At 72.3% G+C, this 16,573-nt stretch carries 15 protein-coding genes and 1 pseudogene; 11 read left to right on the plus strand and 5 right to left on the minus strand.

From position 1 onward, the window contains the following. Window positions 1-3 precede the first annotated feature (3 nt). Together MM438_RS00730 and MM438_RS00735 are read left to right on the plus strand one after the other, a co-directional pair. Entirely contained in the window at window positions 4-984 is a 981-nt protein-coding gene (locus tag MM438_RS00730; protein ID WP_241449434.1) for an alpha-ketoacid dehydrogenase subunit beta, read from the plus strand. 21 nt (window positions 985-1,005) lie between these two features. Further along, entirely contained in the window at window positions 1,006-2,508 is a 1,503-nt protein-coding gene (locus MM438_RS00735) for a dihydrolipoamide acetyltransferase family protein (RefSeq protein ID WP_241449436.1), read from the plus strand. A gap of 110 nt (window positions 2,509-2,618) precedes the next feature. On the opposite strand, the gene MM438_RS00740 is transcribed toward MM438_RS00735, so the two are convergent. From MM438_RS00740 to MM438_RS00755, 4 genes are all read right to left on the minus strand, one after another. Next, entirely contained in the window at window positions 2,619-3,290 is a 672-nt protein-coding gene (locus MM438_RS00740; protein ID WP_277627998.1) for a class I SAM-dependent methyltransferase, read from the minus strand. A gap of 152 nt (window positions 3,291-3,442) precedes the next feature. Continuing rightward, window positions 3,443-5,290, minus strand: a complete 1,848-nt coding sequence (locus tag MM438_RS00745) for an MDR family MFS transporter (RefSeq protein WP_241449446.1) — start codon at window positions 5,288-5,290, stop codon at window positions 3,443-3,445. Further along, window positions 5,290-5,769, minus strand: a complete 480-nt coding sequence (locus MM438_RS00750; RefSeq protein ID WP_241449448.1) for a MarR family winged helix-turn-helix transcriptional regulator — start codon at window positions 5,767-5,769, stop codon at window positions 5,290-5,292. Before MM438_RS00750 ends, MM438_RS00745 begins: the two co-directional genes overlap by 1 nt. 162 nt (window positions 5,770-5,931) lie before the next feature. Continuing rightward, window positions 5,932-6,834: a maleylpyruvate isomerase family mycothiol-dependent enzyme gene (locus tag MM438_RS00755; RefSeq protein ID WP_241449450.1), complete on the minus strand. Its 903-nt coding sequence runs from the start codon at window positions 6,832-6,834 to the stop codon at window positions 5,932-5,934. Window positions 6,835-7,046: 212 nt separating this feature from the next. Here MM438_RS00755 and MM438_RS00760 point away from each other — a divergent pair, with 212 nt between their 5' ends. From MM438_RS00760 to MM438_RS00775, 5 genes and pseudogenes are all read left to right on the plus strand, one after another. After that, window positions 7,047-9,047 (plus strand): bifunctional copper resistance protein CopD/cytochrome c oxidase assembly protein, encoded by a 2,001-nt coding sequence (locus MM438_RS00760; protein WP_241449456.1) that lies wholly within the window; start codon window positions 7,047-7,049, stop codon window positions 9,045-9,047. Further along, window positions 9,044-10,909, plus strand: coding sequence for an NHL domain-containing thioredoxin family protein (locus MM438_RS00765; protein WP_241449458.1), 1,866 nt, complete (start codon window positions 9,044-9,046; stop codon window positions 10,907-10,909). Before MM438_RS00760 ends, MM438_RS00765 begins: the two co-directional genes overlap by 4 nt. 47 nt (window positions 10,910-10,956) lie before the next feature. Further along, a complete protein-coding gene (locus tag MM438_RS16880; RefSeq protein WP_277627934.1) occupies window positions 10,957-11,352 on the plus strand; it encodes an IS5 family transposase in 396 nt (131 codons plus the stop codon). Between the two features lie 28 nt (window positions 11,353-11,380). After that, window positions 11,381-11,853: pseudogene (locus MM438_RS16885) on the plus strand (transposase). Between the two features lie 110 nt (window positions 11,854-11,963). Then, the gene (locus tag MM438_RS00775; protein ID WP_241449467.1) at window positions 11,964-12,191 is read left to right on the plus strand and encodes a DUF6458 family protein; all 228 of its coding nucleotides are present in this window, start codon (window positions 11,964-11,966) and stop codon (window positions 12,189-12,191) included. 250 nt (window positions 12,192-12,441) lie between these two features. On the opposite strand, the gene MM438_RS00780 is transcribed toward MM438_RS00775, so the two are convergent. Then, window positions 12,442-12,834 carry a hypothetical protein gene (locus tag MM438_RS00780; RefSeq protein WP_241449469.1) on the minus strand — a complete coding sequence of 131 codons (393 nt, stop codon included), beginning with the start codon at window positions 12,832-12,834 and terminating at the stop codon, window positions 12,442-12,444. A gap of 195 nt (window positions 12,835-13,029) precedes the next feature. On the opposite strand from MM438_RS00780, the gene MM438_RS00785 reads away from it, so the two are divergent. From MM438_RS00785 to MM438_RS00800, 4 genes are read left to right on the plus strand one after another with little or no spacing between them, the layout of a single operon-like run. Further along, the gene (locus MM438_RS00785) at window positions 13,030-14,130 is read left to right on the plus strand and encodes an ABC transporter ATP-binding protein (protein ID WP_241449482.1); all 1,101 of its coding nucleotides are present in this window, start codon (window positions 13,030-13,032) and stop codon (window positions 14,128-14,130) included. Next, entirely contained in the window at window positions 14,127-14,774 is a 648-nt protein-coding gene (locus MM438_RS00790; RefSeq protein ID WP_241449484.1) for an ABC transporter permease, read from the plus strand. Before MM438_RS00785 ends, MM438_RS00790 begins: the two co-directional genes overlap by 4 nt. Beyond that, window positions 14,771-15,553 carry an ABC transporter permease gene (locus MM438_RS00795; RefSeq protein WP_241449486.1) on the plus strand — a complete coding sequence of 261 codons (783 nt, stop codon included), beginning with the start codon at window positions 14,771-14,773 and terminating at the stop codon, window positions 15,551-15,553. Before MM438_RS00790 ends, MM438_RS00795 begins: the two co-directional genes overlap by 4 nt. Window positions 15,554-15,573: 20 nt before the next feature. Next, the gene (locus MM438_RS00800) at window positions 15,574-16,506 is read left to right on the plus strand and encodes an ABC transporter substrate-binding protein (RefSeq protein ID WP_241449488.1); all 933 of its coding nucleotides are present in this window, start codon (window positions 15,574-15,576) and stop codon (window positions 16,504-16,506) included. The last annotated feature ends 67 nt before the right edge of the window (window positions 16,507-16,573 follow it).

Genomic DNA, 16,573 nt, shown 5'->3' on the forward strand with positions numbered 1-16,573 from the left:
CCCATGACCAAGATCACCATCGCCAAGGCCATCAACGCCGGCCTGCGCGCCGCCATGGAGCGCGACCCCAAGGTCGTCCTGTGCGGCGAGGACATCGGCAAGCTGGGTGGCGTCTTCCGCATCACCGAGCACCTGCAGAAGGACTTCGGCGAGCACCGGGTCATGGACTCGGCCCTCGCGGAGTCGGGCATCGTCGGCACCAGCGTGGGGCTGGCCCTGCGCGGCTACCGCCCCGTCGCCGAGATCCAGTTCGACGGCTTCGTCTACCCGGCCTTCGACCAGATCATCAGCCAGGTCTCCAAGATGCACTACCGCTCGCGCGGCAAGCTGCGACTGCCCATGGTCATCCGCATCCCCATGGGCGGCGGCATCGGCGCGGTCGAGCACCACTCGGAGTCCAACGAGGCCTACTTCGCGCACACCTCGGGCCTGCGCACCGTCTTCGTCTCCAACCCCGAGGACGCCTACTGGGGCATCCAGCAGGCCATCGCCTCCGACGACCCGGTCATCTTCTACGAGCCCAAGCGGCGCTACCACGAGAAGGGCGAGGTCGACCTCGAGGCCCCCGAGGCGCCGCGAGGGCTCTTCGAGGCCAACGTGATCGTGCCCGGCGCCGACGTGACCGTGGTGTGCTACGGCCCGATGGTCAAGACCTGCATCCAGGCCGCCGCCGCAGCCGCCGAGGAGGGCATCTCCCTGGAGGTCATCGACCTGCGCGGCACCAGCCCCCTGGACATCGACACGGTCTGCGAGTCGGTCCGCAAGACCGGCCGACTCGTCGTCGTGCACGAGGCCGTGAGCTTCCTGGGCCTTGGCGCCGAGATCGCCGCCCAGGTCCAGGAGCGCTGCTTCTACCACCTCGAGGCTCCGGTGCAGCGGGTGACGGGCTACTACCTGCCCTACCCGCCGTCGAAGTACGAGGAGCACTTCCTGCCCGACCTGGACCGCGTGCTCGACGGCGTCGACCGCGTCCGGTCCCACTGACCCGAGAGGAGCTGAATTCACATGGCCATCAAGAAGTTCAACCTCCCGGACCCTGGTGAGGGCCTGCTCGAGGCCGAGATCGTCACCTGGAAGGTCAAGGAGGGCGACGAGGTCAAGGTCAACGACATCGTCGTCGAGATCGAGACCGCCAAGTCGCTCGTCGAGCTGCCCATCCCGTGGGCGGGCACCGTCGCGCAGATCCTCGTGCCCGAGGGCGAGACCGTGGACGTGGGCACCCCGATCGTCGCGATCGACGACGGCCAGGGCGGCGACGACGCGGCGGCCGTCCCCGAGGACGCCTCCGCCGCCGGCGCGCAGCAGCAGCTCGCCGAGGCCTCCGGTGCCGGTGGCGCCGCGCCCGAGGGCGCCAAGGAGGAGCGCGTCGCCGTGCTCGTCGGCTACGGCCCCAAGGTCACCGACGCCAAGCGCCGTCCGCGCAAGCACCAGCACGGCCCGCTGCCGACGCCCGAGGAGACCAAGAACCCCGAGTCCTGGGGCGGCCACGCGCAGGTCGCGGCGGTCACCAAGATGACCCACCCCACGGTCGTCGACCCGTCCGGCGTGGACATCGAGGTGGCGGACGCCCCGGCCGAGCCGGTCGCTCGCCAGGGCGGCGGCAAGGTCCTGGCCAAGCCTCCGGTGCGCAAGTACGCCAAGGACCACGGCGTCGACCTCGACCAGGTGCGTCCGTCCGCCGACACCGGCATCATCAGCCGGGCCGACGTGGACGCCTACCTCGCGGGCGGGCACGGCGGGGCCGACGGCCAGGACGCCCCTGCGGCGGCCGCGGCATACGGCCGGACCGGTGAGCGCGAGACGCGCATCCCGATCAAGGGCGTCCGCAAGATGACGGCCCAGGCGATGGTCGGCTCGGCGTTCACGGCGCCCCACGTCACGGAGTTCATCACCGTGGACGTCACCGAGACCATGGCGCTCGTCGACCGGCTCAAGGCCGACCGCGAGTTCAAGGACGTGCGGGTCTCCCCGCTGCTCGTCGTCGCCAAGGCCCTCATGGTCGCCTGCCGTCGCAACCCCGGCGTCAACGCCACCTGGGACGAGCAGGCCCAGGAGATCGTGCACAAGCACTACGTCAACCTCGGCATCGCCGCGGCCACCCCGCGCGGTCTGATCGTCCCCAACATCAAGGACGCCGACCGGATGACGATGCTCGAGCTGGCCCAGGCCATGGGGCAGCTCGTCGAGACGGCCCGGTCCGGCAAGACCCAGCCGGCCGACATGTCTCAGGGCACCATCACCATCACCAACGTCGGCGTCTTCGGCGTCGACAGCGGCACCCCGATCATCAACCCCGGCGAGTCCGCGATCCTGTGCTTCGGTGCGGTGCGCCGCGAGCCGTGGGTGGTCAAGGGCGCCGACGGCACCGAGACGATCGAGCCGCGGTGGATCACCCGCCTGGCGCTGTCCTTCGACCACCGCCTGATCGACGGCGAGCTGGGCTCGAAGTTCCTGTCGGACATCGCCAAGGTGCTCGAGGACCCGTCCCGCGGGCTGGTCTGGGGCTGAGACTCTTCCACGAGGTATGACGCAGGCGGGGCCGGTGCTGACGCACCGGCCCCGCCTGTCCGTGCCGACGGCGGCGCCCTCACGGAGGACGACGCGCCCTCGGGCCGAGGTCAGCGGCGCAGCAGGCCGCGCAGCCGCGAGGTGACGCCCGGCGCGGGGGCGGGCGCGTGCCGGTGCAGGCTCACGGCGTAGCCCTCGCCGGTGAACGCGTCCCGCTGCCAGGTGGCATAGCGCTCGACCGGCACGAGCCCGGCGGCCTCGCAGGCGTGGTCGTAGTCGGCCAGCGAGGTGGGCTCGAAGGCCCCGGGCAGGTGGTCCCGGTCCAGGCCGAAGCCCGCGACGAGCACGCCGTCCGGCTTGAGGACGCCGGCCAGGTGGCGCACGACCTGCTCCAGGGTGCCGGGGGCGAGCAGCGGGACCACGTTGCCCGCCATCAGCACCACGTCGAAGCCCGCACCGACGATGCCCTGCGGCAGGTCCAGGTCGGCGAGATCGGTGAGCCAGAAGGGGATCCGCGGATCGTGCTCGGCCGCCACCCGCAGCATGGACAGGTCGGCGTCGACCCCCACGACGGGGACGCCCAGCTCGGCCAGGCGAAGCGCGACCCGCCCGGTGCCGCAGCCCGCGTCGAGCACGCGGCCCCCTCGTCGGGGAGCAGGGAGAGGACGAGATCGGCCTCGCCGTGCGGGTTCTCGCCCCGGTCGGCCATCTTCTGGCCGAGGGACTCGCGGATCCGGCGCTCGTAGTCCGCGCCGCCGTCGTCCCCGACCAGCTCGGCCCAGCGGGTCCGGGGAGTCGTGCTGTCGTCGCTCATGACGGCCAACCTATCCCGCGGTGCGCGGGCCCCGCCCAGGACCGTCAGCAGGCAGGCCGACGGGCCCGGCCCGGCCTGCGCTGCGACGACAGCGCACGCCGGGCCGGACCCGTCGAGGGGTCAGGAGCGACGGGTGGCGGCGCGCGCCGTGTCCTCCTGCCACTCCCGGGAGGGGATCTCCTCCAGGGTGTGGCCGCCGGTCTCCGCGGCCGCTGCGTCGAGCAGGAACTTCTGCAGGCCGGCGTGCAGCTCGCGGTCCTCGGTCGAGGCGTCCGCGGGGAGAGGGTCCATGGACCGGGCCCGCTCGTCCGCCGCCGTGGCCATGGCCGACCGGTCGGAGAGGGTCAGGTCGGGCAGGAAGAGCAGGACGACGGCGCCGAGCGCGCAGACGACGGCGCCGAGCAGGAAGACGGTGTCCATGGACTCGGAGAAGCCCACCTTGATCGGGTGCGACAGGGTCGGGTGCAGCGCGCCGATGACGGAGGAGTCGCTGCCGACGTTCCCGAGCGCGCCACTGGTCTTGCCCGTGGTCATGGCCTTGACGAGGGCCGCCGACTCGGGGGAGTAGGCCGCCACGGCCGGGTCGCGCAGCGCCGTGCCGAAGGAGGGGTCCTTGGCCGCAGCCTTGAAGGCGTCACCGATCTTGCCCTGCAGCGAGTTGAACAGCACCGACAGGAAGATCGCCACGCCCAGCGTGCCACCGATCTGGCGGAAGAAGGTCGCCGAGCTGGTCGCCATGCCGATCTCGCGGGGGTCGACCGCTGCCTGCACCGCGAGGGTGAGCGGCTGCATGGTCAGACCCAGGCCGAGGCCGAAGAAGAACATGTAGGCCATGACCAGGGTGAGGCTGGTGTCCGCTCCGATGCGGGAGAGCAGGAAGAGCACGATCGTCATCAGGGTGACGCCGATGATCGGGTAGATGCGGACCTTGCCGGTGCGGGTCATCAGCTGCCCGGAGACGATCGAGGAGATCATCATCCCCAGGACCATCGGCAGCATCTGCAGGCCCGACTCCATCGGCCGCGAGCCGTGGACGATCTGCAGGTAGAGCGGGATGGTCATCATGCCGCCGAACATCCCGGCGCCGATCACGAAGCCGCCGGACAGGGCGATGACGATGGTGCGGTTGCGGAAGATGCGCAACGGGATGAGCGCGTCGTCACCGGCGCGGGCCTCGGACCAGACGAAGGCCGCCAGGCCGAGCAGCCCGATGCCGACGCACAGCAGCGAGCTGCGCGAGGTCCAGCCCCAGATGCGGCCCTGCTCGGCGACCAGGAGCAGCGGCACCAGGCCCACGACGATCGTCGTGGCGCCGGCCCAGTCGATGCGGGCCTTGCGCGGCACGTGGTGCAGGTGCAGCGTCGCGGTGACTGCGGCGAAGGCGATCAGGCCGATCGGGACGTTCATGAAGAAGATCCACTGCCAGCCCTTGAGGCCCAGGATGTCGGCCCGCTCGGAGAAGAAGCCACCGAGGACCGGCCCGATGACCGACGAGGTGCCGAAGACCGCGAGGAAGTAGCCCTGGTACTTCGCGCGCTCCCGGGGCGGGACGATGTCGCCGATGATGGCGAGAGCGAGGGACATCAGACCACCGGCGCCGAGGCCCTGGATGGCTCGGAAGCCGGCGAGCTGGTACATGGAGCCGGCGAAGGCGCACAGGGCGGAGCCGACGATGAAGATCGTGATGGCTGCCAGGTAGAACTTCTTGCGGCCGTAGATGTCGGACAGCTTGCCGTAGATCGGCGTCGAGATCGTCGACGTGATGAGGTAGGCCGTGGTGACCCAGACCTGCTGGTCGAGCCCGTGCAGGTCGTCGGCGATGGTCTTGATGGCGGTGCCGACGACGTTCTGGTCGAGGGCGGCGAGGAACATCCCGGCCATCAGGCCCAGGATGATGGTGAGGATCTGCTGGTGGGACAGCTCCCCGTCGTGCCGGGCGGGTGCGGTGGGGGTGGTGGCGGTGGCCATCAGGCTCCCTTGGTGGTGGTGCGGATGGTCTGGAGGTAGGTGTCGACGCTGGCGACGAGGCGGTCCAGCGACCGGGTGAGCGACTCGATCTCGTCCAGCTCCCAGTCGTGCAGGATCTGGGCGAACAGCTGGGAGCGGCCGCGCCGGAGCACGTCGACGGCCTCGCGGCCGGCGTCGGTGATCCGGATGACCGAGACCCGACGGTCGTGCTCGTCGGGCTCCTTGCTGACCAGCCCCTGCTGGGCGAGGGCGGTGACGTAGCGGCTGGTGGTCGAGACGTCGGTGTGGCAGATCCCGGCGATGTCGGAGACCCGCCGCTCCTGCTCGTGGACGGTGAAGAGCACCGGGAGGGCGCCGTGGTCGACGCCCGTGCTCGTGGTGGGGACGGCCTGCTTGACCAGGAAGCCGGCTCGGATGACACCGCTGAGGGCGGTGGCGAGCCGGGAGGCGGCCTCGTGTCGAGGGTCGGAGTAATTCATTTGCTTGCAGCATACAACTAAAAAGATCCGTCAAGACCTGAATCTCAACGTCCGCTCAGGTTTGCCCGGGCCTGATTGCTGTCCGTGTGTCGACAAGGTGTGGCGGATCGGGCAGGAACGGGCGTCGCCCCAGGCATTGCCCGCGGTCGGCCGCCCCGCCGGTCAGGGCACGAAGGACAGCTGACCCAGCACCCGCCGGGCCAGGTCCTGGTCACCTCCGGCGACGGTGTAGGTCACGTCGTCGACGTCGCGCCGCCCGGCCGCGAGCCGCTCGAACGCCCGGGTCGACAGCTTGATGACGGTGACCTGCGTCGTCGGGTCGATGGCGCGCAGCGAGGTCGTGGTGGTGCCGGTGCCCGAGGCCTCCGCGCCGCCGCCGAACAGCACCGTGCCCACGGGACGCGGGTCCTCCTCGGTGCCCGGGTCGACACGGACGCCGATCCGGGTGGTCACCGGGCCGGTCAGCTCGAGCATCACGGTGTCGCCCACGGGCACCTGGGCGCGGCGGGCGATGGCGGACGGGAGGGTCCGGACCGCCTCGTCGACGAAGATCGCGGACGCGGGGGAGTCGAGGTTGCCGGGCTCGTCGATGGCGGTGCGGATGTCCTGCTCGTGGACCCACACGTCCAGGCACCGCTGCCGCAGCAGGTCGCCGACCGGTCCGCCCTCGGGGCGCAGCGTGGGGACCACGGAGTCGAGCTCGAGGCCGGGGGAGCCGAGAGCGGCCACCCGCCGGCCGAGGACGTACTCCAGCTCACGCACCACGTCCTGCCCCGGCCGCGAGCGACGGGCCTCGACGCCCCGCTCGGTGAAGCGGCCCAGCTCGTTGCGCACATGGTCCCGCTCGGGGACCTCGACCTCCGCCTCGGGCAGACCCTCCAGGTGAGCCTCCAGGGCGACCACGTGGCTGATCTGGTCCTTGACCGTCCAGCCGGGGCAGTCGGTCGGGAGCTCGAGCTGCTCGTCGGTGAGCCGCCGGCCGAGGTCGATCACCGCCTGCACCGTGTGGGTGAAGGCCGCGACGAGGCCGGGGAGATCGGTCGGGGGCGCCGGGTGGATGGGCATGTCCCCACCCTAGGGGCGCACGGCGACGGGGGCCCGCGCAGCCTGACGCGGTCGGGTGGGGGACGGCCGCGGAGCGGGCGGTGACCCCTGCGCGGTCGGTCGGTGCCCGCCGCGCGGGCTCGGGGGTGGGGAGCGGGGCGGCGGTATGGCGGGCACGGCTGCGGTGCGGGCCACGCCCGAGCACCCCGGCCGTCGAGGACTAGCCTGGAGCGGTGACCGGTCTCGCCCACCCCGCCCCCGCGCTGCGGCGCTCCGTCCCGACGATCCCCCTGCTGGCCGCCCTGGTCGCCGTGGTGCTGGGTGGGCTCGCGGGCGGCGCCTTCGCCGTGGACCGGCTGGCGGACCCGGGTGCCCTCGTGCGCTGGGGCTTGCCGCTGGTCCGGGCGCTGCACGACGTGGCCTTCGCCGCCACGGTGGGGCTGCTGCTCGTGGGCACGATGCTGGTGCCCGACGACGCCGAGGGCAGCCGGCGGGTCGCCGCGGCCCGCGCAGCCGGCGCCACCGGGATGGTGTGGGCGGTCACCGGGCTGCTGGGCGTGGTGCTGACCTTCGCCGGGGCGGCCGGCATGTCGCCGCTGGACCCGGGCTTCGGGGACCAGTTCGGCGCAGTCGCGATGACCTTCGACGCCCTCAAGGCGATGGTCTTCGCGTCCCTGCTCGCCATCGCGGTGACCACGGGCGCGGCGGTCGGCCGGTCACGCTTCACGCTGGCCTGGATGCTGGTGCTGGGCCTGGTCGCGTGCTTCCCCCTCGGTCTGGCCGGGCACGCCGCGGGCGGCACCGCCCACGACACGGCCGTCACCTCCCTGCAGTACCACCTCGTCGGCGCGGTCCTGTGGCTCGGCGGGCTGATCGGCATCCTCGTGCTGCGCCCGCGCCTGGACGCGCCCGCCCTGGCGACGACCGTCGAGCGCTACAGCACGGTCGCGACCTGGTCGCTGGCCTTCGTCGCCCTCTCGGGAGTGCTCAACGCCACCCTCCGGGTGGGCTCCCTCGGCGCTCTCGGCTCGGCATACGGCCTGGTGCTGCTGGTCAAGGTGGCCCTGCTCGTGGCTCTGGCCCTGATCGGGCTGCAGCAGCGTCGGGCGTATGTCGCCAGGCTGCGCGAGCACCCCGAGGTCGGCAGGGGCTTCGCAAGGTTCGCCGCGATCGAGACGGCGGTCATGGGCCTGGCCGTCGGGCTCGGCGTGGCGCTGTCCCGGTCGGCCCCGCCGGTGCCCCAGTCCCGCCCGGGCATCTCCCCGGTCGAGTCGCTGACCGGTTATCCCGCCCCGCCCGAGCCGCACGCCTGGTCCTGGCTGACGACCTGGCGCGTGGACTGGCTGTGGCTGTCCCTGTCGCTCGTCGCCGTGGGGCTCTACCTGCACGGGGTGCGGATCCTGCGCCGTCGCGGCGACCGGTGGCCGGTCCTGCGCACCGTCGCCTGGCTGGTCGGCCACCTGATCTTCCTGCACACCACCCAGGGCGCGCCCGGGGTCTACGGCAAGGTGTCCTTCTCCTGGCACATGTCGATGCACATGGCCCTGTCGATGGCGGTGCCGATGTTCCTCGTCATGGCGGCGCCGTCCACGCTGGCGCTGCGGGTGCTGCAGCCGCGCCGGGACGGCTCCTTCGGGCTGCGCGAGCTGCTGCTGGCCTCCCTGCACTCGCGGTGGCTGGGCTTCATGGCCAACCCGATCGTGGCCGCGGTCAACTTCTTCTTCAGCCTGATCGTCTTCTACTACTCGCCGTTGTTCGAGCTGGCGCTGCGCACCCACACCGGGCACGTGCTCATGGTCGTGCACTTCATCCTGGCCGGCTACGGCTTCGCCTGGGTGCTCATCGGCATCGACCCCGGCCCCCGCAAGTGGACCCCGCCGATGCGACTCGTGCTGCTGCTCGGCACGATCGGCTTCCACACGTGGTTCGGCATCTCGCTGATGACCGGCACCGGCGTCCTGGCCCGGGAGTTCTACGAGACGCTGCACCTGGGCTGGGGCTGGAAGCTGCTGCAGGACCAGCAGGACGGCGGCGGGATCGCCTGGGGCGTCGGGGAGTTCCCGACCATGCTGTTGTCGCTGCTCGTCGTCCTGGACTGGGTGCGCTCGGACTCGCGCGAGACCCGACGCTACGACCGCGAGGCCGACCGCGACGACGACGCCCAGCTGCGGGCCTACAACGAGCGGCTGGCCCGGATGGCCGCCCACGACAAGGACCTGGAGGCACGGCGATGAGGCGACCGCGGCTGCGCGCCCCCGAGCTGGCCGGCCGTGGCTGGCTCAACACCGGCGGCCACGAGGTCACCCTGGCCGAGCTGCGCGGCAAGGTCGTGGTGCTCGACTTCTGGACCTTCTGCTGCGTCAACTGCCTGCACGTCCTGGACGAGCTGCGGCCGCTGGAGGAGGAGTTCGCGGACTCCCTGGTGCTGATCGGCGTCCACTCGCCCAAGTTCGTCCACGAGGCCGACCCGGAGGCGCTCGCGGCCGCGGTGGAGCGGTATGCCGTCCACCACCCCGTCCTCGACGACCCCGAGCTGGTCACCTGGCAGGCCTACACCGCCCGCGCCTGGCCCACCCTGGTCGTCGTCGACCCCGAGGGCTATGTCGTCGCCTCGCTGTCGGGGGAGGGACACGGGCCGGGGCTCACCTGCCTGGTGCGCGAGCTCCTCGAGGAGCACGAGGCCAAGGGCACCCTGCGTCGCGGCGACGGGCCGTATGTCGCACCGACCGCCCCGGCCACCACCCTGCGCTTCCCCGGCAAGGCGGTCGAGACCGACGACGGCGGGGTCGTGGTCACCGACACCGCGCACCACGAGGTGGTCCGGCTGGCCGAGGACCTGACGACCGAGGTCGCCCGCTGGGCGGCGGAGCCTGCGCTCGTCGAACCGCAGGGGATCTGCCGGCTGCCGCGCGAGGTGGCCGAGCGGGTGGGCTACGACCTCGTCGTGGCCGACAGCGTGGGCCACCGGGTGCGGGGGCTGGACACGGGCAGCGGCCGCTGGGTCACCCTCGCCGGCACCGGGACCCAGCTGCGCGAGCGCTCCGGCGAGGGCCCGGCCCTGGAGCAGGAGCTGTCGACCCCCTGGGACGTCGCCTGGTGGCAGGACGTCCTCGTCGTCGCGATGGCAGGCACCCACCAGCTGTGGGCCCTGGAGCTGCGGGCCGACCCGGCCGACAACGAGATCCGTGTGCTGGCAGGCACCTCCGCCGAGGGCATCCGGGACGGACGCGGCGAGGAGGCCTGGCTGGCCCAGCCCAGCGGGCTGGCCGCCGCCGTGGACGGCCGCACCCTGTGGGTCGCCGACGCCGAGACCTCCGCGATCCGGCAGGTCACCCTGGCCGACGAGACCGCCGGGCTCGCGGGTGGCGTCGTGCTCCGGACGCCGGTCGGGCAGGGGCTCTTCGACTTCGGGCACGTGGACGGCCCTGCCGAGCAGGCCCTGCTGCAGCATCCGCTGGGGCTCTGCGCGCTGGCCGACGGCAGCGTCCTGGTCGCCGACACCTACAACGGCGCGCTGCGGCGCTACGACCCGGTCACGCGGATGGTCTCGACCGTCGCGACCGGGCTGCGGGAGCCGAGCGACGTGACGGTGGCGGGTGATCCGGCCGCGGCGCCGCAGGACGGCGTCCTGGTGGTGACCGTCGTGGAGTCCGCGGGCCACGAGGTGCGCCGGCTCGGCATACGGCTGGACGGTCAGCAGGTCACCGGGCTGTCGCACACCACCCGCCGCCCGCCGACCGAGCTGGCTGCGGGCGAGGTGGCGCTGCAGGTGAGCTTCGTGCCACCCACCGGTCAGAAGCTCGACACCCGCTGGGGCGACCCCACCCAGCTCATGGTCTCGGCCTCGCCGCCCGCGCTGCTGCGCGAGGGTGCCGGCACCGCCCGGGGGCTGACGCGACGGCTGGTGCTCGACGACCGGGTGGGTGACGGGATCCTGCACGTCAGCGTGCGGGCGGCCGCCTGCGACGGCGATCCCGTGACCGGGGAGATCCCGGAGCACGCGGCCTGCCACCTCTACCAGCAGGACTGGGGCATCCCCGTGGTGCTGGTAGAGGGAGCCCCGGCTGTCCTTCCCTTGGACCTGCGCGGGGTCTAGGGCGTGTCTCCCAAAGGTGAGCGTGGTGACACGCGATTGTCGGTGTCATGTCGCGGATGCAGGTGCTCTCGGATAGCGAGTGGGTGCTGATCGAGCCGTTCATGCCGTGCGCGGATGGCAAGCGGGGCAGGCGATTTCGTGACCACCGGACCGTGGTCGAGCCGATCATCTACCGGTACCGGACCGGGATCGCGTGGCGGGACCTGCCGGGCGAGTTCGGGCCCTGGCAGACCGTGTGGAAGCGACACCGCCGGTTCGCCGGTGACGGGACCTGGGACCGGGTGCTGACGGCTCTGCTGGCCCGTGCGGACGCGGCGGGGGTCATCGACTGGGACGTCGCTGTCGACTCCACGATCAACCGCGCCCACCAGCACGCGACGAACACCACCCGCCTCGCGGGGGGATCTGTCGAATCACAAGAATCTGCTGTCCGAGCCGGCTGACCACGCCATCGGCAGGTCACGCGGCGGGTTGTCCACGAAGGTCCACCAGCTGTGCGACGGCCAGGGGCGACCGATCGCGGTGCTGCTCGGTCCTGGTCAGGGCAGCGACAGCCGGATGTTCACCAACCTGCTCGACGCCGTACGGGTCCCGCGCCCAGGCCCGGGCCGCCCACGCACGACCCCGGACGCGGTCATGGCCGACAAGGCCTGCTCCAGTCGAGCCCACCGCGCGCTGCTCCGGCGGCGCGGGATCACCACCGCGATCGCCGAGCCCCGCGACCAACGCGCCAACCGCAAACGCCGCGGCTCTGCCGGTGGGCGCCCCCGAAGACCGACCCTGGCCTGTACGCCAAACGCCACGTCGTCGAGAACGGTTTCGAACGCTTCAAGCAATGGCGCGCCATCGCGACCCGCTACGACAAGCTCGCCATCACCTACCGCGCCGGCATCCTCCTACGCGCCATCACCCTCTGGCTACCAGCATTAAGAGACACGCCCTAGTTGCGCTGAGTGGGTGAAGATCATCACCAAAGTTGGCTCAAGGAACAACGATGGGTATCACTTGAGGCAGTAGCCCGTCAACTCGCGGGCACGACCGAACGGAGAGACCCATGGGTATCGGACTCGGCATCTTCCTGCTCGTCGTGGGTGCCATCCTCAAGTTCGCGGTGGCCGACCCGATCCAGGGTGTCGACCTGCAGATGATCGGCATGATCCTCATGGTCGCCGGTGCGCTGTCGCTGGCCCTCGCCCTGATCATGCAGAACGCCCGCCGCCACACCACCCACGAGGCGCTCGTCGAGCACCGGGACACCGGCCTGCACCGCGAGCGCTACTGAGGCCGCCGCACCACCCCCCCTCGGCCCCGATCGCGCGTCAGCCTCCGCGGTTGGCGCGCGATCGGCATGCCGGGGCCGCACCGTGCCCGGGCAGGCACGGTGGCCCGATCCACGCACCCCGCCCCGTGGCCGAGCACGTCCGCCTGGCCGGGCTCCCCAGGACACCGCCGTGGCCGAGCCGTGCCGCACTCAGGTCGCCGCCCGGGCCTGACCGACGGGTGCGCTCGCGGCGCTCCGGCAGCCAGGGCTCTCAGCAGAGTAGCGCCTCCGGCACCCCGTCCAGCGTGGACAGGGTGAGCACGTCCTCCAGCTCGCGCCGGTCGCGGCGGTTGACCCACACGGCCCGGCTGGCCGCGCCCTCCCGCACGGCCGCGGTCGCAGCACCGGGGAGGTCCGTCACCAGGGTGAGTCCGTCGACGCCGGGCAGCTCGGCCGGGTCCACGACGGCCACGCGAGCGGTGTCCACCCCGAGCGCGTGCAGCGCCTCGTCCGCGCGTCCCCGGCCCGTGGCGTCCGCCACCACGACCGGACGGGAGCCGGCGGACAGGACCCGGTCCAGGACACCCTGGCTGTCGGCATACGGGCGGCTCGTCCCCGGCTCCACGAGCACGTCCAGGGCAAAGGCGATCACACGAGCAGTCATGCCCCAGAGCGTATGCCGGGCCGCCGCCCAGGGCCGTCCGTCGCCCACCGGCTCGGGACCCGTCCCCCGAAGGGGACTGATCGGTGACGGGCCGTTGCGCAATCGCCACCGTCGGTCGGTTGGTAGGTACGGTGGCTCGGGTACGAGCCGGCGCCCACGGGCGTGACCACCGCCAGGCCCAGGAGACCGCACGGGATGATCCGTTTCGACGACGTGACCAAGACCTATCCGGACGGCACGACCGCCGTCGGTGGACTCACCCTGGAGTGCCCCACCGGGCAGATCACGGTCTTCGTCGGCCCCTCCGGCTGCGGCAAGACGACCAGCCTGCGGATGATCAACCGGATGATCGAGCCCACCAGCGGCACGATCACCATCGACGGGGTCGACTCGGCCTCGATGGACCCGGACGAGCTGCGCCGCGGCATCGGCTACGTCATCCAGCACGCCGGGCTCTTCCCGCACCGCACCATCCTGGACAACGTCACCACCGTGCCGCGGCTGCTGGGGCAGGACAAGGCCCGGGCCCGCGCCCGCGCGATGGAGCTTCTCGAGATCGTCGGCCTGGACCCCGCGCTCGCCCGGCGCTATCCGGCGCAGCTGTCCGGCGGTCAGCAGCAGCGGGTCGGCGTGGCCCGGGCGCTCGCGGCCGACCCGCCGGTGATGCTCATGGACGAGCCCTTCTCGGCCGTCGACCCGGTGGTGCGCGACCAGCTGCAGGACGAGTTCCTGCGCCTGCAGGGCGAGCTCGGCAAGACCATCGTGATGGTCACCCATGACATCGACGAGGCCGTCAAGCTCGGCGACCGGATCGCGGTCATGCGCGTCGGCGGGCAGCTCTCGCAGGTGGGCACCCCCGAGCGGCTGCTGCGCGACCCGCACGACGACTTCGTCGCGGACTTCGTCGGCCGGGACCGCGGCTATCGCGGTCTCGCCTTCACCCACGCCGGCCGGATGCCGCTGCACCCCGAGCCCACCGTGCGGCTCGGCGACGGCCTGGACGAGGTGCGGCGGGTCGCCGGGGACGCCGCGTGGGTGCTCGCGCTGGACGAGGCCGGGCGCCCACAGGGCTGGGCGCGGGTGGCCGCGCTCGACGACCGGGTCGAGCCGAGCCTGCTGCACCGCGGCGGCACCGTGGCCCGGGCCGACGGGTCGCTGCGGGCGGCCCTCGACGCCGCGCTGTCATCACCCACCCGCAAGGGCGTGCTCGTCGACGAGGACGGCAGGTTCGTCGGCACCGTCCGTGGCCCGGAGATCCTCGCCGAGATCGAGCGAGCCCCCGGGGAGTCCGCGTGACCTGGCTCCAGGACAACCTGCCCGACGTCCTGCACCTGCTGCTCACCCACGCCTGGCTCGCGGCCGTCCCGCTGGTCGTCGGGCTGCTGATCGCCCTGCCCCTCGGCTGGATCGCCACCCGCCTGCCCTGGCTGCGCCAGCCGCTGGTGCTCGGGTCCGGGCTGCTCTACACGATTCCCTCGCTGGCGTTGTTCATCCTCATGCCGCTGATCCTGGGCACCCGGATCGTCGACCCCCTCAACGTCGTTGTGGCGATGACGGTCTACACCGTCGCCCTCCTCGTCCGGACCGTCGTCGACGGGCTCGGCTCGGTGCCCGAGGACACCCGGCAGTCCGCGACCGCGATGGGCATCGGTCGGGTCCGCAGGCTGCTCACCGTCGAGCTGCCGCTCGCCATACCCGTGATCGCCTCCGGGCTGCGCGTCGCCGCCGTCTCCAACGTGTCGGTCCTCAGCGTCGCCGCCCTCATCGGGCAGCCCCAGCTGGGCGTGCTGTTCACCGACGGCTTCGCCGTGGGCTTCCTGACCCCGATCGTGGTCGGCATCGTCGCGTGCGTGCTGCTCGCGGTGGCCTTCGACGCCGCCATCACCCTCGCCGAGCGGGCCCTCACCCCCTGGCGTCGCGGGACGGGAGCGGAGGCATGATCTCCTCCCTGATGCACTGGCTGTCCGACCCGGCCAGCTGGTCCGGTCCCGAGGGCATCCCGACGCGCATCGTCGAGCACCTGGCCTGCACGGCGCTGACGGTCGCCCTCGCCGCGCTGATCGCCGTGCCCGCAGGACTGTGGGTCGGCCACACCGGCCGCGGCAAGCGACTGGTCGTCAACCTGCTCAACGGCGCCCGCTCCATCCCCACGCTCGGGCTGCTCTTCCTGGCGATCCTGCTCCTCGGGCCGCACCTGAGCGGCGACGCGGCCTTCCTCGTGCCCGTGGTGCTCGTGCTGGTCGTGCTCGCCGTCCCCCCGATCCTCGCGGGCACCGTCAGCGGCGTCGAGCAGGTCGACCCCGCCGCCCGCGACGCCGCCAAGGGGATGGGGATGACCGGCTCGCAGGTCCTGCGCCACGTCGAGATCCCCTGCGCCATGCCGCTGCTCGTGTCCGGGCTGCGGTCCGCGACGATGCAGGTCGTCGCCACGGCAACCGTGGCGGCCACCGTGTCCATCGGGGGCCTGGGGCGCTACCTCATCGACGGCCAGGCCGCTCACGACTATGCCCGGATGGCGGGCGGCGGCGTCCTGGTCGCCGTCCTGGCCCTGGTGGTCGACCTGCTCCTCGGCGTCGTCCAGCGCCTCGTGGTCTCCCGCGGACTCACCGGCGGTTCCGGCCCGCGGCGTCCTCGTCGGCGGCCGGCTCCGGATGCCCCTGACGGCATACCTGCTGCCGACCCCACGCGCCCCGACCGCACGTCCGCGTCCGCGGCGTGAGAACCCTTGGAGGAGAGCACATGCGCACGACCCTGACCCTCGCGACCGGAGTCGTCCTCGCCCTCGGCCTGACGGCGTGCGGCGGCGGCAGCGATCCCCTGGCCACCACCTCCGCGGGCGCCGGATCGGGCTCCGGCTCCGCCACCGGTGGCGCCAAGGTCGTCGTCGGATCCGCGGACTTCCCCGAGTCCAAGCTCCTGGCGGAGGTGTATGCCGGGGCCCTGCGCGCCAAGGGCGTCGCCGTCGACACCAAGCTCGGGATCGGCTCGCGGGAGACCTACATCCCGGCCCTCAAGGACGGCTCGATCGACGTGATCCCGGAGTACACCGGGGCGCTGGACCGCTACCTCACCAAGGACGCCAAGGCTGCCGACCCCGCCGGCATCCTCGCCGAGCTCCGCGCGGGCCTGCCCCAGCAGCTCGAGGTCCTCACGCCGGCCAAGGCCGAGGACAAGGACGCCGTGGTGATGACCCGGGCCCGGGCCTCCGCGCTCGGCGTGAAGTCCATCGCCGACCTTGCGGGCAAGTCCCAGGACCTCACCATCGGCGGTCCCGCGGAGTGGCAGTCCCGCTCCTACGGCATCCCCGGGCTCGAGCGGACCTACGGCCTGACCTTCAAGGATTTCCGGAAGCTCGACGCCGGCGGGCCGCTGGCCGTCCAGGGCCTGAAGAACGGCCAGGTCGACCTGGCCAACATCTTCACCACCGACCCGGCGATCCAGGTCAACGACTTCGTGGTGCTGGAGGACCCCAAGAACTTCTTCCCCGCCCAGCAGATCGCGCCGCTCGTCGTGACGGGTCGGGTGGACGCCAAGGGCAAGGCCGCGCTCGACGCGGTCTCGGCCAAGCTCGACACCGCCGCGCTCACGACGCTGCTGAAGCAGGTGACCGTGGACCACCGCAAGCCTGCCGACGTGGCCGCCGACTGGCTCAAGACGAGCGCGCTGGGCTGACCCGCCCCTTCCCCTCCCTCCGCCTCGTGCAGGATCGTGTGCGTATGCCGGCCGGAGACCGGCGGAC

Source organism: Arsenicicoccus dermatophilus (assembly GCF_022568795.1).
Classification (GTDB): Bacteria; Actinomycetota; Actinomycetes; order Actinomycetales; family Dermatophilaceae; genus Arsenicicoccus; species Arsenicicoccus dermatophilus.